Origin of the sequence: Chitinophaga oryzae, assembly GCF_012516375.2 — a bacterium.
GTDB classification, from domain to species: domain Bacteria; phylum Bacteroidota; class Bacteroidia; order Chitinophagales; family Chitinophagaceae; genus Chitinophaga; species Chitinophaga oryzae.
Map to the genome: position 1 here is coordinate 6,803,739 of NZ_CP051204.2, position 25,197 is coordinate 6,828,935.

The following is a 25,197-nucleotide window of genomic DNA, read 5'->3' on the forward strand; positions in this document are numbered from 1 at the left end:
TTCTACGGTTTGACTGTTACCAGGGCGGGATTATACAATTTCTGGCTCGCGGCTTTCAGTTTTTCCACCGGCACTTTCTGTACCCTGCGGTCGTAGGTCATCAGGCCATTGATTTCTACTTCCACATCGGTGGTCTGGGTATATACCGCGGCAGACAAGCCCAGTTTAATCAGTTCTTCCAGCCGGTCAGTGAAAGCGGAATAACGTTTGAACATTTCATCTGCATTTTTAAAGCTCTGGTATCCCCAGTTGTCTTTCTGTTGCCATACGTGGCCATCTACCGGCAATCCCAGGCCGCCGTATTCTCCCAGCACGATAGCGCGCTTGTCGCCGTATATCGCAGGATCGGGCATTGCCGGTTCCGGGTAGTTGTGCAGGTCGATGATGGGCCCTATCGGGTAGAAGTTGCCGCCGCTGGCCGTATTCACGAGGCGGGACGGGTCTTTCTTCATCGTCCAGGCGGCGATGTCCATGGTCTTGAACTGTCCCCATGCTTCGTTGAACGGCGTCCATACGATGATAGAAGGGAAATTATACAGGGTATTGATGATAGCGTTCCATTCTTTGCGGTAGTAAGCTTCGGATTCGGCGGAGCGGTTTTTATCGGTCGCCCTGTCGATGATGCCCGGACGCATTTCCCAGCCGTTGCCGAGGTCGCCGCTGGGCATATCCTGCCATACCAGCATTCCCAGCTTATCGCAGTAATAATACCACCTGGCCGGTTCCACTTTGATGTGTTTACGGATCATGTTGAAGCCCATGGCTTTGGTTTGCTCAATATCATACAACAGCGCTTCATCGGTGGGGGCAGTGTACAGCCCGTCAGGCCACCAGCCCTGGTCCAGCGGACCAAACTGGAATACGAAGCGGTTGTTGAGCAGCATACGCTGAACACCATTGTTATCTTTTCCGATAGATGATTTACGCATGGCGAAGTAACTCTTTACATCGTCGATCACTTTGCCCTTGCGGGTGATGGTAAAACGGAGATCGTACAGGAAAGGGGATTCCGGAGACCACAGTTTAGGAGATGTTATTTTCAGTTGCAGAGGCTGTGCTTCCAGGTTACCGGCAGCTACTTCGGTGTTGCCGTCATAGGCGGTTACCTTCACCACATCGCCGGGCTGGCGGCCGGGGATGTCTGCATTTACCGTCAGCTCTCCGCGATCGATGTCGGGCGTCTGGGTGGTGCCGGCGATATAGGTATCTGCCACACCTTCCACCCATACCGTCTGCCAGATGCCTGTTACCGGCGTATACCAGATACCGTTAGGCTTCTTTACCTGTTTGCCTCTGGGCTGCGGGCCTTCGTCTGTAGGGTCCCACACGCTGATAGTGACTTCCTGTGCGCCTTTCTTCAGGAAAGGAGTGATATCGAAGGAGAAGGGATCGAAGCCGCCTTCATGGGAACCAGCTTCTTTGCCATTCACGTATACGGTAGTACGCCAGTCTACCGCGCCGAAGTGCAGCAGCACTTTTTTACCTTTCATAGCAGCCGGCAGCGTGACGCTGGTGCGATACCACAGCAGGCTGTCTTTCCCTACGGTCCGGCCCACACCGGACAGGCCCGATTCAATGGCGAAAGGCACTAATATCTTTCCATCCCAGGACGTGGGCGTGGCGGCGTTCTTCTCACGCACGGCATACTGCCATAGTCCGTTGAGGTTTTTCCAGTTGCCACGCACCAGCTGCGGACGGGGATATTCAGGTAATACCGCCGCAGGGTCTACCTTTTCACTCCAGGGAGAAGTGATCTTATTGCCTGCAATTTTCCATTCCTGCTGTTGTGCCTGCGCCGTGGATATTAATCCGAGGGATAAAGCCAGTAATAAAAGGTTGTTTCTTATCATGAACTCTTTTTTTGTTACGAATTACGGTTTCAATTACGAATTACGAATTCAATTGCGAATTCCGAATGAAGAAGCAGCTTTCATCGTAATTCGTAATTCGTAATTGATTTACTCTCCGCCGGGTTTACGTTGTGCTACGCCGATTTTCACCGGTTCGCCGATGACCGGCAGACCGTTACGGTCCCAGGCGAGGGGCTGCATACGGGGATTGCGCTGACCACCGCAGCCTTGTCCCGCGCGGGAGTTGGCGTGATAGATGATCCAGTCTTCTTTCCCGTTGGCCGACTTGAAGAAACCGTTATGTCCGGGAGAGAAAGCGCCATTTTCCGGTTTACCGGTGAGAATGGGCTCCGGCATCTTGGTCCAGTTGGCCGCCACCATCGGGTCTGCATCTTTTTTGAGACGCAGCAGCCCAAGGGCGTAATCGTCTGTCCAGCAGCCGCTGACAGAGAATACGAGGAATACGTCTTTTTGTTGGTTAAGCAGTATCTCCGGGCCTTCGTTGATCCCGTTTTTCTCCCAGGGGTACTGCGGCGCGGCAATTTCCACGCGACCGGATACCAGTGTCCATGGGTTTTTCATCCTGGCGATATACAGCCGTTGTACGTTGTCTTTGCCATTATGCCCGCTCCAGATAAAGTAACGTTGTCCTTTATACGAAAAGACGGTCCCGTCGATAGCGAAATCATCGGCGGCCGTATCGCGGACCTGCCCTTTGCTGACCCAGGTGCCGGTAGTAGGATCGGCGGCCGTATTTTCCAGTACGAAGGTGTGTTGCGGATGCACGCTGTCCGACGAGCCGGCAGTATAATACAGATACCATTTACCATCAAGGCGGTGCAGCTCCGGCGCCCAGATATCACGGGCATCGGGCCCCTGGGACGGTGGTGTCCACACTACAGTGGCCGGTGCAGCAGCCAGGGCGGACATAGCTTTGGTTTTACGGATGGTGATATTACGGCCCGTGGTGGCCATGTAATAGTATATGCCCTTGTCCTGTATCACCCAGGGATCGGGGCCGCCCGGCAGCAACGGATTGGTAAAAGTTGCGGCTGTGTCCGGTTTTGCCGGCTGACTAAAGCCGGGCATGGTCAGTAAAAGAAGATATAAGGTGAACAGGTAGCCGCCTTTCATAACATAGATTTTGATTGATTTAAGCGTACAAACAACGCTTAAACTATTTTCCAAAGAAAAAGAATACCGTGGTTGCTCGTACACCTTTTCGTCTCAATCTTTTTACAATTTGTCTCATTTTTTGGAATTACGAATTACGGATTACGAATTGAGAATTTCTTATTGGAAAGGCTACTACATAAACGCACTATAAAGGAAGCCTCCAATTCGTAATTCGTAATCCGTAATTCGTAATTGACTGTTATCTTTATAAAAACCTTTTGATTGTTGCTGTTGCGTTGTATTATCATTTTTCTGTTGCTGGTTGCCGGTTTCCAGGCAACCAGCCAGTCTGTCAACTTTGTTCATTACCAGGTGGAGAACGGGCTGTCGAATAATGCGGTGATCTGTTCCTGGCAGGACAGGCAGGGCTTTATGTGGTTTGGCACAAAGGACGGCCTCAACCGGTTCGACGGGTATACTTTCCGCATATTCCGCCACGACCCGCAGCTGCCGGGCAGTATCGGCGGCAACTATATTTCAGTGATATGGGAGGACAACGACGGACTGCTGTATATAGGTACCGACAAGGGCCTGTATGCCTATGATCCGGCCACGGAGCAGTTTACCGCTATCAAAGCGCAACCCGGCATTATCCTCGCGATAGACAAAGACCTCGACGGTAATATCTGGTTCAGCGACGATCTGAAACTGTACCGGTACAATCCCCGTACCGGCGAACTGGCGGCACCGGCACATTATCCACAGACCAGCTCCCTCTGCAGGGCCGCTGATGGCAACATATGGCTGACATCGCCCGAAGGGCAGATAGCTAAGTATAACAGGCAAACAGACCGGTTCACGGCTTATCCCCTGTTCAACCACTCCCCTGCCCCAACGTCCACCTGGATCACCAGAATGACCGCCGCCGGCCCGGACACCATCCTGGTAGGCACTACCACGCAGGGCCTCAAACTGTTCAATACCCGGCTGCATACTTACCAGGACCTGCTCACCCGTACAGCAGAAGGTACGGGCACGTACGTACGCGATTTCCTGCGCCGCGGTCCAAACGAATACTGGATAGCCACGGAGAGCGGCATTTATATCTACCATCCGGCTGACAGCAGTTATGTTAATCTGCGCAAAAAATACAACGACCCTTACTCCATTTCCGATAATGCGGTATATACGCTGTACCGCGACCGGGAGGGCGGCATCTGGGCAGGAACGTATTTCGGCGGCGTCAATTATTTTACCGAATCCTATACTGCTTTTGAAAAGTTTTTTCCCCGCACCGGCGAAAACGCATTGGGCGGCAATGCTGTCCGGGAAATATGTCCCGACCGCTACGGCCGCCTCTGGATCGGGACAGAAGACGGCGGGCTAAACAGCATGGATATACGCAGCGGCAACATCACCCGTATCCGGCCGTCACCCGGCGGTGGCGGCCTGTCGCACACCAATCTGCATGGCCTGCTGGTCACCGGAGACACCCTGTGGATCGGCACTTTCGAGCACGGCCTCGATTTGATGGATGTACGCAACGGGAAATTCATCCGTCACTATGCCGCAGGCAACGGCCCATACGACCTGCGCAGCAACTTCATCTACAGCATTACGCAGAACAGGCATGGTGAAATCCTTTTCTGTACTTCGAGGGGGCTTTACCGTTACCTTCCTGAGCGCGATGGTTTCGCCCTCATAAAAGAAGTGCCCGATTACTTCTTTTATACCTGCGTGTACCAGGACAGCGATGGCACTTACTGGGCGGGCACCACGCGGGACGGGCTGTATTACTTTAATCCGCGCACCGGCAGCAAGGGCGTATACCTGTACAACAACGCCGATAGTACCAGCCTGCCTAACAACCGCGTAGACCATATCCTGGAAGACAGCCGCCACCAGCTCTGGTTCACCACCGAAGGAGGCCTGTGCCGGCTGGACAAGGCCACCGGCCGCTTTATACGGTATACCACCCGCAACGGCCTGCTGAGCAATATGACCTATAACCTGCTGGAAGATGACCAGCACGATCTGTGGATCACCACTTCCAAAGGGCTGGCACACCTGCGCCCCGCTACCGGTAACATCAAAGTATATACGAAAGCCAACGGACTGCTCAACGACCAGTTCAACTACAACTCAGCATATAAAGACAGTTGCGGCACCATGTATTTCGGCAGCGTAAAAGGAATGATCCGCTTCAACCCCGCCAGCCTGCCAGCCGACAACTACATACCACCGGTATACCTCACCGGTTTCCAGGTATATAACAAACCACTGCTGCCCGGCAATCCCGTACTGCCCAGGGCCATTAACTACACCGATACCATTACGCTCGCATACGACCAGTCGTCTTTCAGCATCGACTTTGCCGCCCTTCGCTTCAGCGCACCCGAAACCACGCCCTACGCTTATAAGATGGAAGGCCTGGATAAAGACTGGACATACCTGGAGGCTAACCGCAAAGCCGTTTTCACCAAACTGGCGCCCGGCACGTATCATTTCCTGGTGAAAGCCGCCAATAACAGCGGGCAATGGACCACCGCCCCGCGGCAGCTGACCATCCGCATTCTGCCACCTTTTTGGGCCAGTTATCCAGCCTATGCGCTTTACCTGGTGACACTCTGCAGCCTCACCTGGCTTATCTTCCGTCATTACCGGCAGCGCAACCGCCAGCAGCAGCAGCGCCGCATGGAACTGCTGGAACATGAAAAAGAAAAAGAACTGTACCAGGCCAAGATTGAATTTTTCACACACATCGCCCATGAGATACGCACACCGCTGACACTGATCAAAGGTCCGATGGAAAAGGTCATACAACGCTCCGGTGAAGTACCGCAGGTGCAAAAGAACCTCCAGATCATGGAGCGGAATACCAACCGGCTGCTGGAGCTGACCAACCAGCTGCTCGATTTCCGGCGTACAGAGATCAACGGTTATAAACTGAATTTCGTGAAAGCCGTTATCCCGGCGTTGCTACAGGAAATACACCTGCAGTTTATCCCTGCCGCCGAACAGAAGGAGCTGCAGTTCCGTATAGCCCTTCCCGTAACTACCTTCCATGCATACATCGATATCGAAGCGTTTAACAAGATCATCAGCAACCTTACGAGCAACGCCATCAAATACGCTGCCGGCGAGGTGTGGACAGAATTGCTGCCGGTTGGCCCCGGCGCAGCGCATTTCACCATACGTGTCCACAACGACGGGCCGCTCATTCCTGCCGAAATGAAGGAGAAAATATTTGAGCCCTTCTTCCGCGGCAAAGGCGCCGGTAACCAAGCCGGCACCGGTCTCGGTTTATCCATCGCCCGGTCGCTCGCCCTGTTGCACCAGGGCACACTGGAGCTGCAATACATCGATCATCGCAATGTGTTTGTACTGACATTGCCTATACATCAGGAAATAGAATTTAATCTCAGCAAATGGAAAAGCATATCATAACCCGGCCCCAGCTGCTGCTGGTAGACGATAACCAGGAAATCCTTGATTTTATCGCCGACGACCTGCAGGACAAATACCACATCATTACCGCAAAGGACGGCGTCACCGCGCTGGGCATCCTGCGCGACAGCGCCATCCAGCTGGTGGTCAGTGATGTAATGATGCCGGAAATGGACGGCTTTGAGCTGTGCCGCCAGATTAAATCAGATGTGGAATACAGTCATATCCCCGTAATACTGCTCACCGCCCGCAATACCCTCCAATCCAAGATCGAAGGCCTCGAACTGGGCGCCGACGCTTACATCGAGAAACCTTTCTCTCCTGCCCACCTCGAAGCACAGATCGCCAGCCTGCTCAGCAACCGGCAAAAAGTACGCGACCATTTCGCCACTTCCCCCGCCGCACATATCCGCAGCATGGCCATCTCCCGCGCCGACGAAGCTTTCCTCGACAAGCTGCATGAGATCATCCTGCAACATCTCACCGATGTCAATCTCGATGTGGAAGTCCTTGCCGATAAAATGAATATGAGCCGTCCTACCCTGTACCGCAAGATAAAGGTCATCTCCGACCTTACCCCCCATGAACTGATCAGCCTTACCCGCCTCAAAAAAGCCGCTATGCTGCTGGACAGCGGTTATTATAAAGTCAATGAAGCTGCCGAAATGACCGGTTTCGCATCGCTGAATAACTTCAGCCGTAATTTTCAGAAACAGTTCGGGATGCTGCCATCGGAGTACCTGGCGAGGAAATAGTTTGTTACTTTTCGCTTGTCAACCCCCTGAAAAAATAATATATTAGCGAAGTTCAGCGATTCGACAATTGGCTTTAACACATTATGCCGGGGCGTTTACACGCACTGACATAACCGTACATTACGCAATCTATAAATCGATTTTTACTGTATGCATCTACCGAAATTGATTATTGACCTGGCATTGATCCTTGGAGCGGCAGGTATTATTACACTATTATTCAGGCGGCTGAAACAGCCCATGGTATTAGGTTACATCATCGCCGGCTTTATCGTGGGCCCTAACTTCCACCTTTTCCCCTCCATCAGCGACGGGGAGAGCGTAAAAATATGGTCTGAGATCGGCGTTATCTTTCTGTTATTTTCCCTTGGCCTTGAATTCAGCTTCAAAAAACTGATGCGTGTGGGAGGCACGGCGGCAATTACCGCCTTCACTGAGATAGCCTGTATTACCGTGGCCGGATATTTCACCGGTCAACTGATGGGCTGGAGCACCATGGACAGTCTCTTTCTCGGCGGGCTGCTCGCCAGTTCGTCCACGACTATCATCATCCGCGCTTTTGATGAACTGGGCATCAAGAAAAAACCCTTTACCAAAATCGTATTCGGCGTATTGGTGATAGAAGACATTGTAGTGATCCTGTTGATGGTATTGCTTTCCACCATGGCGGTCAGCAAACAGTTTGAAGGCTCCCAGATGTTGTTCACCATTGCCAAACTGATGTTTTTCCTCGCGGTATGGTTCCTGGCAGGCATCTTCCTGTTGCCTACTTTCCTGAAAAAAATGGAGAAATACATGAACAGCGAAACGCTGCTCATCCTCAGCATCGCCCTCTGCCTGGGCATGGTGATACTGGCCACGCAGGTAGGCTTTTCTGCGGAACTGGGTGCGTTTATCATGGGGTCCATCATCGCGGAGACTACCTCATCTGAAAAAGTAGAACACCTCATACAACCGGTAAAAGATCTGTTCGGCGCTATTTTCTTTGTGTCTGTGGGGATGCTCATCAATCCCGAGATGATCATAGAATACCGCTGGCCCGTGCTGTGGATTACACTGCTGACTATCTTCGGTAAATTTATCAGCACCTCTACGGGCGCGCTTTTATCCGGCCGGCCGCTGAAAGAGGCGGTGCAGGTGGGAATGAGTATGGCGCAGGTAGGCGAGTTTGCCTTTATCATCGCCACGCTGGGCGTGACGCTTGGTGTCACCAGCGATTTCCTGTTCCCCGTGGCGGTGGGTGTTTCCGCGGTAACGACCTTCACCACGCCGTATATGATCCGTTTCTCCACACCGATGTACAACTGGCTGTCGAAGATCATCCCGGAAAAATGGCTGCTGGCGCTCAACCGCTACTCTGCCAGTTCACAAACGCTGCAGGCGGAAAGCGATTGGCGCATTGTGCTCAATGCCTACCTGAAAGTGATCATTCTCAACAGTGTGGTGCTGATTGCCATCATTCTGCTCAACACCTATTACGTAGGGCCTTTCATCGCAAAATATGTGGAGAACCAGCTGCTGGCCAAACTGATTGCCGTGATACTGGCTATCGCCATGATGGCGCCGTTTATCTCCGCGCTCACCATCAAAAAAGTACAGGGCATCGCCTATAAAGCGCTGTGGCTCGACTCCAAGTACAACCGCGGTCCGCTGGTAGTGGTGGAAGTTATCCGTAACGTGATAGCGGTACTGTTGGTAGGTTTCCTGCTCAACCAGTTCTTTCCTTTCTGGCAGGCATTGCTGGGCACTTCGCTGGTGATGCTGCTGGTGCTGCTGGCGTTGCGTCAACAGCTGCAGAAATATTACAACCGCATTGAACACCGTTTCCTTTCCAACCTGAACGCCCGCGAAGAAGCAGATGCCGCCAAAAAAACGCCGGCAGCCGATCTGCTGCCCTGGGATGCACAGGTCTCTGAAATAGAGATCAACCCCTGGTCTTCACTGATCGACACGCCGCTGGTAGACCTGCAGCTACGGGAAAAGTACGGCATCAACGTAGGCGCTATCAAAAGAGGGAACATCACCATCTACGCCCCCACCCGGCAGGAAAAACTGTTCCCGAATGACGTGATCGTGGCCATCGGTACGGAAGCGCAGCTGGAAGAGTTCAACCGCGTAGTGAACACGCTCGTGGTCGAAAGAAGCGACGACATGGCAGACGACAACGTAGGCCTAACCAGCATCGTGGTAGATGAACACAATGGCCTGAAAGGACAGACCATCCGCAGCTCCGGCATCCGCGAAAGGACCAATGCTCTCGTGGTAGGCATCGCCCGCGGTAGCGAACGTATCCTCAACCCGCCATCTGATATGGCTTTCGAATGGGAAGATGTAGTGTGGCTGGTGGGAGACCGGAAGAAGATTTCAGAACTCGCGAAGAAATAATCACGCAAAAGGAGAAAGTGAGCAAAGAGCGCTAAGATTATTATAAGCGAGCAGAGAAAACAAAGGAGCGGAGACCAAAGCTGATCTCCGCTCCTTTGCTTTCTTATATATCTTAAAACATAATCTTAGCGCTCTTTGCCTACTTCGCTTCTTTGCGGGACAAAAACGCGCGCAGCACATATTGCAGTATACCGCCGTTTTTATAATACTCAATTTCGATAGCGGAATTCAGCCGGCATTTGGCCTGGAAAACGACCGGGTCACCGGTGGCAGGTGTAGCCGTTACCGTTACAATTTTACCGGGTGTCAGGTCTTCTGCGATGCCGGTGATGGAATAGGCTTCCGTGCCATAAAGCCCCAGGGAAGCGGCTGTCTGGCCATCCACGTATTCCAGTGGCAATACGCCCATGCCTACCAGGTTACTGCGGTGGATACGTTCATAACTTTCCGCAATAACGGCTTTTATACCCAGCAGGTTGGCGCCCTTGGCCGCCCAGTCACGCGAAGAACCGCTGCCGTATTCTTTTCCGGCGAGAACGATCAACGGCACTTTGGCTGCGGCATACTGCATGGCGGCGTCATACACCGGCAGCACCATGCCCTGCGGCATCAGGGTGGTAAACCCGCCTTCTTTGGGCGACAGCGCATTTTTGATGCGTACGTTGGCAAAGGTACCGCGGACCATCACTTCATGATTCCCCCTGCGGGAGCCGTAGGAGTTAAACATCTTTGGGTCGATGCCGCGGTCTATCAGGTATTTACCGGCAGGCGTGTCTGCTTTGAAAGAGCCGGCGGGCGAAATATGGTCGGTAGTAACTGAATCGCCCAGCATCAGCAGCACGCGGCCGTCAACAATATCTTCGGCGGCTGACGGCGTATCCGGCAGGTCGTGGAAAAACGGCGCTTCCTTGATATAGGTAGAGTCGTTGCTCCAGTGATAATCCTGCCCTGTAGGCGCCAGTAGGCCCTGCCACTGGTCATCCCCGTCAAAGATCACCGAATAGGTATTTTTAAAGTCTTCCTGTTTCACGGCGGCGGCAACGGCTTCGTTGATCTCGTCCTGTGTAGGCCAGATGTCCCGCAGGAATACCGGTTCACCGTTCGGGTCATACCCCAGCGGATCGTTGAGCAGGTCCACATCTACCCGGCCAGTAATGGCATAAGCTACTACCAGCAGCGGCGATGCAAGGAAATTCATCTTCACCTGCGGATGTACGCGCGCTTCAAAGTTACGGTTGCCTGACAGCACAGAAGCCACAATCAGGCTGCCTTTGTCCACTGCTTCAGCGATATGCGGCGGCAGCGGGCCACTGTTACCAATACACGAAGTACAGCCATATCCTACTACGTGGAAACGCAACGCCTCCAGTTCGTAGAGCAAACCGGAACGTTTCAGGTATTCTGTCACCACGCGGGAACCAGGCGCCAGGCTTGTCTTCACCCAGGGCTTCACGTACAGGCCGCGGCTGATCGCTTTTTTAGCTACCAGCCCGGCGCCTATCATCACACTCGGATTGGAGGTATTGGTGCAACTGGTGATGGCCGCAATAGCGATAGCGCCATCGCTCAGCACATATTCTTCATTTTTCAGTTTGATGCGTACCGATTTCAGGTAGTCCACTTCCACCGCCACTTCTTCCGTGTGTTTCTGGATCTCGTAGGTGAATGCGGTACCGGAACCACCTTCTGACAGCCACGCCGTGTCGCGGCGTTTGCCTTCTGGGGTGTACATCCTTTTAAACTCCTTGTTCAGCAACGTTTCGAATTCCGAATGCAGGTCCTTCACCAGGATACGGTCCTGCGGCCGCTTAGGGCCTGCTACGGCGGACTGCACCTTCGAAAGGTCGAGCTCTATCACATCTGAGTAAGTGATGTTTTCGTTGCCATGACGCCACAGCATATTTTCCTTGCAATAGCTTTCCACCCGTGCCACCACTTCTTCGGGGCGGTTAGTGCGGCGCATATATTGCAAAGTCTGTTCGTCGATCGGGAAGTAGGTCACGGTACAACCGAATTCGGGCGACATGTTGGATATAGTGGCCCTGTCGGGTACGGAGAGATGGTCGAGCCCATCACCGAATACTTCCACAAATTTATCCACCACGCCGTACTTGCGCAGCAGTTGGGTGATGGCCAGCACCATATCGGTGGCAGTAACGCCCTCTGTCAGCCGTCCGGTCAGCTTCAGACCGATCACCTGAGGACAGGAGAAATAAATCGGTTGCCCCAGGATGGCGGCTTCTGCTTCAATACCGCCTACGCCCCAGCCCAGCACTCCGATACCATTCACCATGGGCGTATGGGAGTCGGTCCCTACCAGCGAATCGGGGAAAGCCCACCCATCGCGGGAGATCACGCCGTGTGCAAGATATTCCAGGTTTACCTGGTGGCAGATGCCCATGCCCGGCGGCACGACCGTAAAATTATCGAAAGCTTGTTGCGCCCATTTAAGCAGCTGATACCGCTCTTTGTTACGCTCGTACTCGTAGGCCACATTTTTTGTGTAAGCGTAGTCCGTAGCAAAAAAATCAACCTGTACGGAGTGGTCCACCACCAGGTCTACCGGGATGGCCGGGTTGATTTTAGCACCGTCTTTTCCCCGACGGATGACTTCTGCGCGGATCGAGGCAATATCCACCACGGCGGCCACACCGGTAAAATCCTGCATCAGCACACGCGCCGGCTTAAAAGGGATCTCCTTGTCGGGCGGTGTAGGCTGCCAGTTGACCAGCGTCTCCACATGTTCATCGGTGATAGCGAAATTGTCGTGATTGCGCAATACGTTTTCCAGTAAGATCCTGATGGAGAAAGGTAAACGGGATATCTGCCTGCCTTCCTTTTCCAGTTTGCTGAGAGATGCTATACGTTCGTTCATATGCTATATTTTTATCAATTACGAATTGCGAATTACGAATTGAGTGCTCGCTTATTGAGCGCTTCCTGGCACCGCTTTCCGATAGTAAGCCCAATTCGTAATTCGTAATTGGATCTACTGCATCCTTAATGCGCACGTAAGCCTTATATTCAATAAAAATAACCATTTCTGATGACCCATAAGTTAAAAGTTCCCGCTACTTCGAGACTGGTATTGGAACAGGCTATCAGACTATACACCAGCCCACTGGAACAGGCCTATGTCAACGCTATTGATTTCAGTGAGACGAGCCGGCTTTCCCGCGACCTCACCCGCGCCTATCCGCCGGCGGCAGATATGATCTGTTACCGCAAGCAGGCAGTCCGCGAAGTAATACGGCAACGGATGGAACAGTATCCTGTACAACAGGTGCTGATCCTTGGCGCAGGACTGGACCCGCTGTCGCTTTACCTGCTGGAAAATTACCCCCGCCGTATCAGCCGTATACTGGAGGTGGACAACGGTTATATCGAAGAGAAGAAAAAAATCTATGAAGATATCCTGCATACAACAGTACCACTGTATTTTCTGCACTGCGATCTGACCGATACTGTTTTACTGAACAAGATGCTAAAGCAGGCAGGATACGTGCCGGAAGAACCAGCCATCGTTATTTTTGAAGGCGTCATTCATTATATCAGCAATGAAGCCTGTGTACAGGTCATGCAGCTGTTGACCACGCCTATGCAACACCACCTCGGCGTCATGGATTTTTCGCTGTCCTTAACGGAAGTTCCGGACAACTACCTGGTGTACCATCGTAATTTGTTGAAGGTGATGGAGACCCATCTCAACATGACTGCCAATCTCAATACCCGGCAACAGGTCCGCGATATGATAGGGCGCTTTGGGCGGCTTGTACACCTGGAACCGCTCTGTGAAACAGAGAAAAAACTTACCGGCGCCAACCGCATTTTTCTTCAGCCGGGACACGGCATTATAGAAATGGCCGTTTTCAATTTGTAAAGCCACCACTGCAGACAGGATAACTCTTTCCTACGGCCACCTGTTCACCGATCATAGCGTGATAACCACCAGCCCTTTCGCAGCCGCTGCTGCCGTCATCCGCACCGGCGGCTCGTTCCACGGATGATTGGCGAACGCAAACTTTCCCCTGACCACAGGCTGCCGCCTCTTTTTAAACCGCGACCGGAAAATGACGTGTATTCGTCTTCGTTAGTCAAACCACATCGGATGAATGAATAGCCTGCCCACAGTGGTGTTTCACCGCGGGCAGTGGTTGCTTATCTCACCAGCAGGCGTTTTCCGCGCGCCATCAACCGCAACAGGCGGGTATTGCCGAAGAAAGCGGAGTGATACCTGGCAGATGCCAGCTGCCTTTCGCTGTAGGTATGCAGGATAGCTGCCGCCGTCACCATGCCCTTCAATCGGTTGTCTTCTGTCACGGCCAGCACGCTCAGCTGATATTTCTCCATTATCTGCGCCACCATGTTAATATCATCGCCCGGCAGCACGAACGGCGCCATGCGTGATATCAGTTGCCCTGCCACGGTATTTTCATCAGCCGTGAGCAGCTGCTGCCGGTCCAGGTAACCGGTAAAACGGCCGTCAGCATCAGTCACCAGCAGGTGCCGCTGATAATAAGTGTGATTATCGAGCAGGATATTTACCTGTGCCACGGTGAACGTATCCCTGACCATCATCTCCGGCTGTACTACCACCATGGCGGCATTGATCTGCTGCATCACATCGGGGACATATTCTTCCGGCGCGTTTACTCCTCTGCGGCGGATCTTCTCTGTCATGATAGACCCTTTCATCAAAAAGAAAGAGACAAAGTAAGCGGTGGTACAAGCGCCGATCAACGGCAGCAGCCCGTGCGGCTGACCGGTGGTCTCCAGCGCAAATACAATAGCTGTCAGCAACGCACGCGACGCACCGGCAAACATAGCCGCCATTCCTATCAGCGCCGCCGTAGCCAGGTTGATGCCGCTGCCCGGAAAAAGCTGCAGCACCGCCACGCCTATCAGCGCGCCCAAAGCACCGCCGATGGTGAACAACGGCGCCAGCGTGCCGCCGGAAGTGCCGCTGCCCAGCGAAATCACCCACGACAGGTATTTCAACACACAAAGGGACAACATCAGCATTAACGGCACATGACCAGCCAGCAGCGTCTTAATGTTATCATAACCTACGCCCATGGTGTGCGGAGCGAAATAACCGATCCCCCCCACAGCCACGGCGCCGATCGCCGGCCACCACATCCAGTGGACCGGCAGATGCTCAAACATATCTTCCACCCAGTACACCGACCGGGACACCAATGCCGCTATCACGCCAATGGCCGCCCCCATCAATACATAAGTCACCAGCGCGGTGTCTGATACCGCCGGAATAACCGGCATCGCAAACACCGGATCACTCCCGAAAAGCAACAGGTGCATACCGGCGCCGGCAATACAGGCCAAAGCCACCGGGATCACCGAGCGCGGGGAAAACTCAAACAGCAACAACTCTATCGCCAGCAGAATGGCCGCCAGCGGGCTGCCGAAGATGGCCGACATACCTGCGCAGGCGCCCGCTGCCAGCAAAACTTTCCGCTCTGCGGAAGAAATATGGATCACCTGTCCGGTAAACGATCCCATAGCGCCGCCGGTAGCGATGATCGGACCTTCCGCCCCGAAAGGGCCGCCCGTACCAATGGAAATAGCGGCTGACAAAGGCTTCAGTAACGTGATCACCGGCGGTATCCGGCTTTCATTCAATATAATGTTCTCCATCGCTTCCGGTATACCATGCCCGCGGATCGCCTTGCTGCCAAAACGCGCCATGATACCCACAATAACACTCCCGATCACCGGCACCATGATCACCAGCCAGCCCAGGTGATGCCCCGCAGGCCCCCGCTCTTCAAAAGAAAACTCCCCGTAAAACGACAGATTGGTGATCAGGTCTATAAGGAGCACCAGCCCCTTGGCCACAAAACCCACCAGCACTGCATTCAGCAAAGCCTGCATGCTCAGGTAAAATACTCTTCTCGATACTTTTCCGGCCTTTTCAGACCTATTTATATGATCCATGAAATGAAAAAATGATGCTTTAAAATCAAATTCAACTCAAAAATATGATTCAAATCATATTAATTAGCATTTTTTCTGTAAAAACATTGAAAAAGTATTACTATTGCAACCATGAAGAAAAACAGGGCCTGCGATCTGAAGACATGTTTTTTGTGCCAGCATGCGATCCCGGAATGGTTGACTGCCGTGGCTTCCCACCGGCGGCATCAGCCGTTTAAAAAGGGGGAAATACTGTTCCGTGAAGGCGATCCGGCCACCGGTATCTATTTTTTATACGACGGGAAAGTGAAAGTGCATAAACAATGGGGACCGGACAAAGAACTCATCATCCGGCTGGCCAAAAAGGGCGATATCCTCGGTCACCGCGGCTTTGGAAGCGAACAGCGCCTGTACCCGGTATCAGCCACCGCCCTGGAAGACGGCACTTATTGTTATGTGGACAACGCGTTTTTTGAAGCCTCGCTGAAAGTGAACCCCGTCCTTACCTACCGGCTCATGCAGTTTTATGCGGCGGAATTACAGGAAGCGGAAAAGAAAATGCGCAACCTCGTGCACATGGACGTAAAAAGCAGGCTGGCAGAAGCCCTGCTGGAAATAAGCCGGGTATACGGGCACAAACAATTTACGATCAACCGGCAGGACCTCGCCTCCCTCGCAGGCACCACCTACGAAACCATCTACCGCATGCTGCAGGACTTCGTCCAGCAACGGCTCATCGAAGCGGAAGGAAAATCCATCACCATCCTGCAGGAGAAAAAATTACAACAACTGCTCACAGCCGCCTCCTGACAGCATCACCGTTTGTCATGCCATTGGGCCAGGGCATCCAGGATCGGTAAGATAGCTTCTCCCTTTTCGGTAAGATGATAATCCACCCGCACAGGCACCTCCGCAATAACGGTCTTGCCAATCAACCCGTCAGCCTCCAGCTCCCGCAGCTGCCGCCCCAGCACCTGGTCGGACACCGTTGGCAGCACCTGTTTCAATAAACTGAAACGGTTCTTTCCCTCTGCAATATGAATCAGCATCAGCGCTTTCCAGCGGCCGGCGATCGTTTCCAACGCCCCATTGATGCGGCATACGCTGTGCAGAAATTTCCGGTTATACGCGTTCGACGATGTTTCCTTGATCATATACCACTCATTTTTTTGTGAGTAACTCCCTATTATCACGGTTGTTGGTCAACCTTACCCCGCTCGTTAGTTTTATCCAAAATTACATACATGCAGGCAATTGTATTAAACGGATTCGGGGCGCCTGATCAATTCCGGCAAAAAGAACTACCTGTTCCGGCTTACGGGGAAAATGAACTCCTGATTGAAATAAAAGCCACCGCTTTTAACCCGATTGACTACCAGATGCGGCAGGGACGCCGCGAAAGCCAACATATGCACTCCCCGGTACTGGGCAGGGAACTGGCCGGCATCGTGATAGCTGCAGGCGCGCAGACAACAGGCTTCGCACCGGGCGATACGGTGATCGCCGCCGCCGGCAGCAAAGGCTCCAACGGTACTTACGCCACACACATCGCGCTCAATTACCAGATGGTAACACTGTTGCCCGCAGCATTGCCTTTTGCCGTCGCTACGGCCATCCCGTCGGCCGGACTGACCGCCTATCAAACTTTTCAGCGCATGAATGCCCGGCCGGACGACCTGCTTTTTCTCACCGGTGGCGCCGGCGCCGTGGGCAGTTTCCTGGTCAAACTGCTGAAAGCGCACGGCATACACCAGCTGTTCACCACTGCCGGCAACGAACAAAGCCATGCTGTACTGGAAGCACTGGGACTGCCGGCCTGCCGGATACTCAACTATCGCGTGGTTGATCTCGCACAAAGGCTCCTGGCCGCCACCGGGCAGCAGTATTTTGACTGGGCGATAGATACGGTGGGAGGAAAAATATCAGAAACAGCGGCGGAGGTACTGGGGCTGAACAAAAGTTATGCAGACATCACTTTCCTGGGAACGGAACGCACACGGGAACTGCTGTTCGACAAAGGCGCCCATGTACTCAACATCTCCAATTATGCATACGCGGTGGCCAACCGGCTGTCGTGGTACGGCCAAAACCTGCGGGAGCTGGCCGCCCTGATCGATGCTGCCGTGATCACACCGCCCGCGGTGCAGGTAGTAGGCCGCTTCAGCGCCGATACCGTGCAGCAGGCACATATCATGATGGAAAATAACCGGACCTGTGGCCGTAAGCTGGTCATGACAATGGATTAGAAGGACTGATGTTCAGTCGTCCTATCTTCCGGGCGAAACGTTCATTGAAATTCTTCCAGGGTTCCGCATATTCCGGTTTGTCGTAACGCTGACGCGCATACGTATAGGTACTGGCAGAGAGGTGCCAGTTGAAAATATTCTCCAGGTATTTGATATCCTCGGCTATTACGCGCTCCAGCACTTTCTGCTTGGACACGCCGGACTGCTGACAGTACCTGTCCAGCCAAGCGCCGCGACCGGCTTTAACGTACAGCACCAGCATGTCTTCCGTGATAAATACAATAGGCACATGTTCCATCTGCCAGTCATTTTCCCTGATCACGGTACACAGCAGCGCGTGCTCATAGAACCGCTCCGGGATATCGTGCCGCAGGATAGCGCCGTGTTTGGCCGCAAGGTAGCACAGCTCCCGGGTGATCATTTCCGCCGGCAGGTAACGCAGGGCTTTACCATCTTTCGTTGCCGCCGCAATGGCCAGTTCCGGTGTGATGACTTCCGGCGGAAAATATTCCAGCGCGAAAATGCTGTAAGCCATTGCTTCCTGGCAGAGGTTGGCCGTACGCATTTCGAGCGGCACGCGCTTCAGATCGCGGTAGTTGCGGCGTACTTTATAGCGCCAGTATTCAAGTGTTCTTTCCTGTGGCTGCAGCACGCTCTCCCCTGCCGCAAGGTCGCGGCGGATCTCTTCAAAGTCGGTCGTCAGCGGGTTGTTGAGCAGCGCACGCAGGTTATCGGATATCACGGTATCGCCGTCTTCCGACTCGGTGCAGGCGTTGGCTTCAGGGCTTTCGGCGTCGTTGTCATTATAATAAAAACGGCTGATCTCTTTGCGGAAAGGCATCAGGTGGTAATCGTCCACGATCATGACCGGAGCGGTAAAGGTGCCGTCGCACTGCATCCAGCCGTGGTTGTAATGCAGCATGATCACCTCTTCCACGCGGACGTCGCCTTCCACGCGGGTAGGCGCGCCGCCAATCATCAGGTTGCGGCAGGTAAGGTTGCCGGCGACGTACAGCACCGGGCCGTAATCGCCTACTTCATTGAGGACGCCGCCGTCCACGGTGAGGTTGCCGATCACGGCAAATCCCAGCGGTGGCCGGCCATCCGGCATATTATCGAGTTTGTCTGAATCAAGGATTAAATCGCCCTGCAGATGCAGGTCGCCATCATGCACATAGAAAAAACCATCTGTTCCGATCATGTCCATGAAAACTTCTTCACTTTCAAGGACTTTTATCTGTATCTGGTGTTGGTTCATCGCCTGCTCAGCGGATACGATCTGAAATTCTTTAAGCATGGCGCTAATATCGTACATTTATAAACGTCTCAAAACGGGAAAATTATCACGATGAACAAAAGAGTAAAATTTGATTTTGACATCCGCTTCACCAACGGCGGCGGCATCAAAGGAGAAGATTTCCGGCTGGATATCGCCGGCGACGATATCTCCGACAAAGAACTGGCTGACTATATCGTGGCAGACATGCGCCTGCTGATGGTAGGCGAAACACGTATCCTCAACAAGGAGATCCTTACTGAGCCGCATAAACGAAAACCTGTCGGCACCAGTGGCGCCAGCTATCTCATAGATCTGAGCCACACCATCGAAAACGGGCTGGTCACCTACAAAGGACTGCCGGCGCCGGTCATCTGCGACTTCCTCAGCCGGGAAGCCTCCGCCGCCCTCTACGACGGCGATACCACTTTCCAGATCGGGAAAATAGAAATGGTCACCAATACCGGCACGTATATCGACTGCCCTTTCCATCGCTATGCCGAGGGGAAAGACCTGGCGGAAATGCCGCTGGAACGGTTCGCCGACCTGGACGCCATTGTGATCCGGGCGCCTTACCAGGATGGCCTGGCCGTGACGGCCGACCGGCTGCGCCACCATGAAATACGCAATCGCGCCGTACTGGTGCATACCGGATGGGACGCCCACTGGAACACGCCCGCCTACTACGAAAACCATCCTTACCTCACCGCAGACGCCGCCGGATACCTGCGCGACTGTGACGTGAAGCTGGTCGGCATCGATTCCCATAACATCGACAATACGCAAGGCAAAAGCAGGCCGGTGCATACCACGCTGCTGGGCGCGGAAATCCTCATCGTGGAACATCTCTGCCACCTGGAACTGCTGCCGGAAGACGGGTTTACCTTCAGCGCCGTCCCTCCGAAATTCAAAGGCGTAGGGACCTTCCCGGTACGGGCCATGGCCAAACTGAAAAATCCGCCGGACGCCGGGGAAAGCTAGAGACCACAGGCATTCAACCATCGACAAAAAAATGACATTATGACCCAAAGCTTTCGCTTTGGGTTTTCTAATTTTGCATTCCTCATGGCTCTTCAAAGAGGTGTGTACGATCACAGATGTTCATAGAGATACCGCAAGCGACCGAAGCCAACGCACGACAATACCGGACCGCCGTTTCCGTTTTCTTTTTTATCTCCGGCCTGGGCTATTCCACCTGGGCGTCCCGGATACCCTCCATACAGCAACAGCTTCAGCTCAACGAGGCGCAGCTGGGACTGGTGCTGCTGGCGCTGCCCATAGGGCTGATGCTGACCATGCCCATCACCGGAAAGCTGCTCGGCCGCTTCAGCAGCCGTAAAATCATGGTGATCGGCGCTATGGTGTTTAACGTAGTACTGAGCCTTCCGGGTTTTACTACCAGCCTCTGGCAGCTGGCGCTGACCCTGTTCTGCTTCGGCTCTTCCCGTAACCTGCTCAATCTCTCCATGAATGCACAGGCCGTACAGGTGCAGCATATGTATCACAAGTCCATTATGACCACCTTCCACGGTATCTGGAGCATCGCCGGTTCCGCAGGAGCCGGCATCGGCTACCTGATGGTGTCCATGCAGGTGGCGCCTGCCTGGCATATGCTGATCATCAGCGGACTGCTGCTGGTATTTACGCTGTATTACGGGCCACGTAACTACCCTGACCAGCCGGCGCCCAACCCGGTAAAAAAGCCGGCGTTTTCCCTGCCAGACAAGTCATTGCTGCGCTTTTCCTTTATCTGTTTCGCCTGTATGGCCACCGAAAACACTATGTACGACTGGAGCAGCATTTACTTTCATAAAGTGGCGGGCGGCACTGCCACCGCAGCCACAGCTTCTTTCATGACTTATATGGCCGCCATGACGCTGGGCCGTTTTGCCGGCGACCGCCTCGTAGCGCAGATGGGCATTAAAAACATGCTGTATTACAGCGGATGGCTGATTTTATCCGGCCTCCTGCTTGCCATTGTGCTGCCTCATCCGGTCACCACCGCTATCGGCTTTATCTTTACCGGCCTGGGCGTATCCTGCATTGTGCCGCTCGTATTCAGCCTCGCCGGCAAATCCCGCGAAGCCAACAGCGGACAGACGCTCGCTTCTATTTCCACTATCGGCTACCTGGGCTTCCTCATTGTACCCCCGCTGGTAGGATTTGTAGCGCAGGCCACCCATCTGCGGGTATCTTTTGGCCTCATGGCGTTGTGTGGACTGCTGATCGTATTGATGGTGAAGGGTCTCCCTGAAACAAAAAGGGAAGCCCCGGTACAGGATACCAGGGCTGATTCATAGGGGTTTCTCAGATAGCTATTCGTTTGTAGTCTCTTTATAATTTGAAGAATATCTTTCGTTTGTACAACCAGTAACAAAGGCCCCATTCCAGCGCCAGTACCGTCAGGGCTGACAGGACGTCCCGGATTCCTTCCGGTATGCCCGGCATGGCGGTAAACCCTTTCACAAAAATACCCGTCGTCGGGTTCACCCATTGTACACCGACCGTTTCAAAAAACAGGTAGATGAAGATGGCGTTCATACCTGCTACGGAGGCTATCCAGGCGTACCTTACATATCCCCGCACATCGGCCAGCCAGTAAAAAAGCGCCATGATCAGCATCACCCAGCCACCGGACGCCAGCACAAAAGAAGCCGTGCTGATGCGTTTAATGATCGGCGTTATCCCGGCGGCATCCAGTCCGAAACCAGCCACCAACCCAACTACGCCGGCTATAACCAATACGCGCGTTTTCTGCAGCGGTGTCCGCGGGCCTGTCAGCAGTTTGCCCGCCAGCACGCCCCAGATAGTGTGTGCAGCCGTAGGGATACAATTGATCGCGACCCATCCGTCCGGGTTGATTTTCCCCATCAGGACCGTATCCATGAAGGCACCGAAATTGTGCCCTTGCGTAAAAGCATCCTCGAACCCAGGTAAAAGAATAAAACGATACATGACATCAGTGGCAAGGAGCAGCAACAGGCTGACCACCAGCTGATATACTACAGAACGGCGAATAATCAGATATGCGACGATAGTGGTTACGGACAACTGCGTGAGCACATTCCATAACTCCCAGACTAACCGCCCCGCATATACGCAATGTAATGCGGTACCGAATATAAATAATTTCCCGCAACGCCACGCAATATGTGTAAAATTTTGTTGCCAGCTGACCCCCTTCTGTGATTTGGCATTCCACGATAAATACATGGCTGTGCCGGCTATGGTCATAAAAGCTGGTTGCACCAGATCCCATGCCCGCAGGCCATTCCACGGGTGGTGGAAGAACTGTTGCATAAACGTATGCCATGCACCGTTGGATGACAGACTGTCGAGCGCCCAGTACAGATGCGTGCTTTCCGCTGCCAGTAGAAGCATGATAACACCCCTCATCATATCGAGGGATTGTAGCCGTTGGGTCATAGGTAGAAAAATGAGCTCCTTAAAATAGTTATTCTTTCTCACATTTACCAGTACCCCGGGAAAAAGCACGGGTCGGGGCATGGTGCCTCCGACCCGTGTGTACGGTTTGTATACCGCAGCGATTATTCGTTATTCATCCGCACGATAGCAGGCATAAAGCGGCCTTCCACCTGCACCAGTTCCCGCTGTGCGTCCATCACCCGGTCGATGTCCTTGTAGGCCAGCGGGTTTTCTTCCACGCTGCCGCCGATCAGGGTCACGCCCGCACCGGCCACTATTTTTTTCAGTGCCGACACGGTCATTTTCTCCCGGGCCTTCGAGCGGCTCATCGCCCTGCCGGCTCCATGCGCGGCGGAATACAACGACTCCTCCGCGCCTTTGCCTCTTACCAGGTAGGCCGGCGTGGTCATACTGCCGGGAATAATGCCCAGTTCGCCGGCATGCGCCGGGGTGGCGCCTTTCCGGTGGATGACCACTTTCCGTTTATCCGTCAGCGTTTCCTCCCACGCAAAATTGTGGTGGTTTTCGATGGTGGCCAGGCTTTTCAGTCCTGCTGCTTTCGCCAGATGACGATGGATCTGCTGGTGACAGGCACGGGCGTAATCGCCCGCCAGGTTCATACTCAGCCAGTACTCCTGCCCCGCTTCGCTGTTCATGTCCAGCCAGGCCAGCTGCCGCGCGGAACGCGGAAGCTTACAGGTGTCGGTCGCTATTTTCGTATAATGCTGCGCGATAGCGGCGCCCAAACCGCGGCTGCCGGAATGTGACAGCAAAGCCAGGTACCGCTTCGGCGGCAACGACAGCGAGTTGTCTTCTTCCAGCGTCAGCAGCCCGAACTCTACAAAGTGGTTGCCGCTGCCGGACGATCCCAGCTGCCGTACCGCTTTGCCATGCAGGCTTTTCAACAGCGGCGTGTCATGAAACTCTGGCCTGTCCAGCACCGGATGCTCCTGGCGGAACTCCAGTCCCCCTTCCATGCCAAAGTGAGTGTACGCTTTTATCGCCATTTCCAACTGGTAACGGTAGCGCTTCAGAAAACTTTCTCCTTCATCGAAAAGGGTGAGTGCCATCCGGCAGCCGATGTCCACGCCCACCGCATAAGGGATCACCGCCTGTTCGGTAGCCAGCACGCCACCTACCGGCAGGCCGTAGCCCATATGCGCGTCGGGCATCAGCGCGCCCTGCACCGTGACAGGCAGCGACATGGCCACCTCCATCTGCTGGCGGGCGGCCTGTTCTATTTCTTTACTGCCGTATATCTTCAGTTGCCCGCCGGCTTCCAGCAGGTCAAACGACTGAAAACGACGCTCCTCCGGCTGGTCAGCGAAAACCGCTGCTATCTTTCCCAGCACTTCATCGTGTAAAAAATCAGCCGGACGCGCCCTGATATCCGTCAGCAGCTGAATAATGGCCGCCTTATCATGATGTTTGAAATGCCGCGCCATAATATTGATCACCAGGCTCCTGGCCCGGTCGTCGGTATAACCGATTTTACTCAGTTCTTTTGTTTTTAATCCAGACAAAACGTAATTATTTAGATATTTGGATATTGGGTTATGGGGTTATTTTACCGGCTACCTCATTGTACTATTATTGCAGCAGGCGATATGCCCACGCAGCGCAACAAAGGAATCATCCCGGTACTGCCGGAAACGGCATACCAGGGCATTCAGCAACAATATTATAAAATACAGGAAATAACCCGGTGGGTCCGCCTTTTTAGGCGACCATTGCAAGAAGCGATATGTGGAGATGTTCTGTCATGGGTAGTTCGTTTTTAACAGTGAGAAAAACGAATAACGCGGCAAAGATAGGATATTTTAACATTTTATCATTTTATCAATTTAAATATTTGATTTACGGATGTTGGAATTTTTTGATTTTGGAATTTAATAAATCAAAGACCATGTTATACTATATTGGATTGATCTTCATCGTATATCCCCGAAATCCCAAAATTCCAAAATCAAAAAATCCATAAATCCAATAACCAAATAACCAAATGCAAAGGTGGTGTTAAAGTTAACGTTGGTAATTGCTGAAAGCGTAAATTTGTATACAGTGTTTTTCCCCGCAGATGATAACCTCCGGACCGCTCCGGGCGGGGTATTACAACAATAGTAAAACCTTGCACATGGACAAACAACTCATCCGTAACGCTTACAAAATTTATTGGCTGGAAAATGGTAAAGCCCCTGTTTCTGTATATAGCCTTTGCAAACAGCTGGACATCGCGGAAAGCACTTTCTATGAACAATACAGCTCACTGGAAGCCATCGAAAAAGACATCTGGCTGGCTGTTTTTGAAGACACCCTTGCCCAACTGCGCAACGATGAAACGTACCAGCAATATTCCGCACAGGAAAAACTGCTGGCCTTTTATTTCCTCTGGGTACAGAAACTAAAGGATGACCGCAGCTACTTCCTGCAACAAAGGGAACAATTCAGGCTGCCGGACCTTTACCGCAATAAGCTGGACACCTTCAAACATGCCTTTTACGCTTACGTAAGGGAACTGATCAAAGAAGGTTATGTCTCCAACGAAATCAAGGAAAGAAAATATATCTCCGATCAATATGTACATGGCTTCTGGGTACAGGCCCTTTTCGTGCTGAAATACTGGCTCAACGACTCCAGCGCCAACTTTGAAATGACAGATGCCGCCATCGAAAAAGCAGTCAACCTCAGCTTCCAGCTGATAAAGTCCAATACACTGGATTCACTGCTCGATTTTGGCAAATTCATCTTTACGCGGAAATAGG

Annotated in this window: 17 protein-coding genes; 9 read left to right on the top strand and 8 right to left on the bottom strand. The window is 53.0% G+C overall.

The window, feature by feature from the left end; all coding sequences use genetic code 11:
- Nucleotides 1-2 precede the first annotated feature (2 nt).
- Nucleotides 3-1,850 (bottom strand): glycoside hydrolase family 2 protein, encoded by a 1,848-nt coding sequence (locus HF324_RS26685; protein WP_168806036.1) that lies wholly within the window; start codon nt 1,848-1,850, stop codon nt 3-5.
- Between the two features lie 108 nt (nt 1,851-1,958).
- Entirely contained in the window at nt 1,959-2,984 is a 1,026-nt protein-coding gene (locus HF324_RS26690; protein ID WP_168861273.1) for a glycoside hydrolase family 43 protein, read from the bottom strand.
- Between the two features lie 264 nt (nt 2,985-3,248).
- Between HF324_RS26690 and HF324_RS26695 the strand changes: the two genes are divergently transcribed.
- The 3 genes from HF324_RS26695 to HF324_RS26705 all read left to right on the top strand — a co-directional run bounded on the left by HF324_RS26695 (nt 3,249) and on the right by HF324_RS26705 (nt 9,553).
- Entirely contained in the window at nt 3,249-6,413 is a 3,165-nt protein-coding gene (locus HF324_RS26695; protein ID WP_168861274.1) for a ligand-binding sensor domain-containing protein, read from the top strand.
- On the top strand, nt 6,395-7,168 hold the full coding sequence (locus HF324_RS26700; protein ID WP_168806042.1) for a response regulator transcription factor: 774 nt from the start codon (nt 6,395-6,397) through the stop codon (nt 7,166-7,168). The genes HF324_RS26695 and HF324_RS26700 overlap by 19 nt, the downstream gene beginning before the upstream one ends.
- A 150-nt stretch (nt 7,169-7,318) precedes the next feature.
- Nucleotides 7,319-9,553, top strand: a complete 2,235-nt coding sequence (locus HF324_RS26705) for a cation:proton antiporter (RefSeq protein WP_168806044.1) — start codon at nt 7,319-7,321, stop codon at nt 9,551-9,553.
- A 139-nt stretch (nt 9,554-9,692) separates the two neighbouring features.
- On the opposite strand, the gene acnA is transcribed toward HF324_RS26705, so the two are convergent.
- On the bottom strand, nt 9,693-12,428 hold the full coding sequence (acnA, locus tag HF324_RS26710; protein ID WP_168806046.1) for an aconitate hydratase AcnA: 2,736 nt from the start codon (nt 12,426-12,428) through the stop codon (nt 9,693-9,695).
- Nucleotides 12,429-12,599: 171 nt separating this feature from the next.
- Between acnA and HF324_RS26715 the strand changes: the two genes are divergently transcribed.
- On the top strand, nt 12,600-13,433 hold the full coding sequence (locus tag HF324_RS26715; RefSeq protein ID WP_168861275.1) for a class I SAM-dependent methyltransferase: 834 nt from the start codon (nt 12,600-12,602) through the stop codon (nt 13,431-13,433).
- Nucleotides 13,434-13,711: 278 nt separating this feature from the next.
- On the opposite strand, the gene HF324_RS26720 is transcribed toward HF324_RS26715, so the two are convergent.
- The gene (locus HF324_RS26720; protein WP_220100629.1) at nt 13,712-15,508 is read right to left on the bottom strand and encodes a chloride channel protein; all 1,797 of its coding nucleotides are present in this window, start codon (nt 15,506-15,508) and stop codon (nt 13,712-13,714) included.
- Between the two features lie 111 nt (nt 15,509-15,619).
- Between HF324_RS26720 and HF324_RS26725 the strand changes: the two genes are divergently transcribed.
- Nucleotides 15,620-16,297, top strand: coding sequence for a Crp/Fnr family transcriptional regulator (locus HF324_RS26725; RefSeq protein ID WP_168861276.1), 678 nt, complete (start codon nt 15,620-15,622; stop codon nt 16,295-16,297).
- A gap of 5 nt (nt 16,298-16,302) precedes the next feature.
- Here the strand turns inward: HF324_RS26725 and HF324_RS26730 are convergent, their stop codons facing one another.
- Nucleotides 16,303-16,641: a winged helix-turn-helix transcriptional regulator gene (locus HF324_RS26730; protein WP_168806052.1), complete on the bottom strand. Its 339-nt coding sequence runs from the start codon at nt 16,639-16,641 to the stop codon at nt 16,303-16,305.
- A 90-nt stretch (nt 16,642-16,731) separates the two neighbouring features.
- Here HF324_RS26730 and HF324_RS26735 point away from each other — a divergent pair, with 90 nt between their 5' ends.
- Entirely contained in the window at nt 16,732-17,733 is a 1,002-nt protein-coding gene (locus HF324_RS26735; RefSeq protein WP_168861277.1) for a quinone oxidoreductase family protein, read from the top strand.
- On the opposite strand, the gene HF324_RS26740 is transcribed toward HF324_RS26735, so the two are convergent.
- On the bottom strand, nt 17,717-19,030 hold the full coding sequence (locus HF324_RS26740; protein WP_168861278.1) for a polymer-forming cytoskeletal protein: 1,314 nt from the start codon (nt 19,028-19,030) through the stop codon (nt 17,717-17,719). The two genes, HF324_RS26735 and HF324_RS26740, sit on opposite strands and share 17 nt — an antisense overlap.
- 51 nt (nt 19,031-19,081) lie before the next feature.
- On the opposite strand from HF324_RS26740, the gene HF324_RS26745 reads away from it, so the two are divergent.
- Together HF324_RS26745 and HF324_RS26750 are read left to right on the top strand one after the other, a co-directional pair.
- Nucleotides 19,082-19,990, top strand: a complete 909-nt coding sequence (locus HF324_RS26745; protein WP_168806059.1) for a cyclase family protein — start codon at nt 19,082-19,084, stop codon at nt 19,988-19,990.
- 116 nt (nt 19,991-20,106) lie between these two features.
- Nucleotides 20,107-21,309 carry an MFS transporter gene (locus HF324_RS26750; RefSeq protein ID WP_168806061.1) on the top strand — a complete coding sequence of 401 codons (1,203 nt, stop codon included), beginning with the start codon at nt 20,107-20,109 and terminating at the stop codon, nt 21,307-21,309.
- Between the two features lie 34 nt (nt 21,310-21,343).
- Here the strand turns inward: HF324_RS26750 and HF324_RS26755 are convergent, their stop codons facing one another.
- Both HF324_RS26755 and HF324_RS26760 read right to left on the bottom strand, forming a co-directional pair.
- The gene (locus tag HF324_RS26755; protein ID WP_258539203.1) at nt 21,344-22,408 is read right to left on the bottom strand and encodes an acyltransferase family protein; all 1,065 of its coding nucleotides are present in this window, start codon (nt 22,406-22,408) and stop codon (nt 21,344-21,346) included.
- A gap of 149 nt (nt 22,409-22,557) precedes the next feature.
- Nucleotides 22,558-23,958: an RtcB family protein gene (locus HF324_RS26760; RefSeq protein WP_258539204.1), complete on the bottom strand. Its 1,401-nt coding sequence runs from the start codon at nt 23,956-23,958 to the stop codon at nt 22,558-22,560.
- A 611-nt stretch (nt 23,959-24,569) separates the two neighbouring features.
- On the opposite strand from HF324_RS26760, the gene HF324_RS26765 reads away from it, so the two are divergent.
- A complete protein-coding gene (locus HF324_RS26765; RefSeq protein ID WP_168806065.1) occupies nt 24,570-25,196 on the top strand; it encodes a TetR/AcrR family transcriptional regulator in 627 nt (208 codons plus the stop codon).
- Nucleotide 25,197 lies beyond the last annotated feature (1 nt).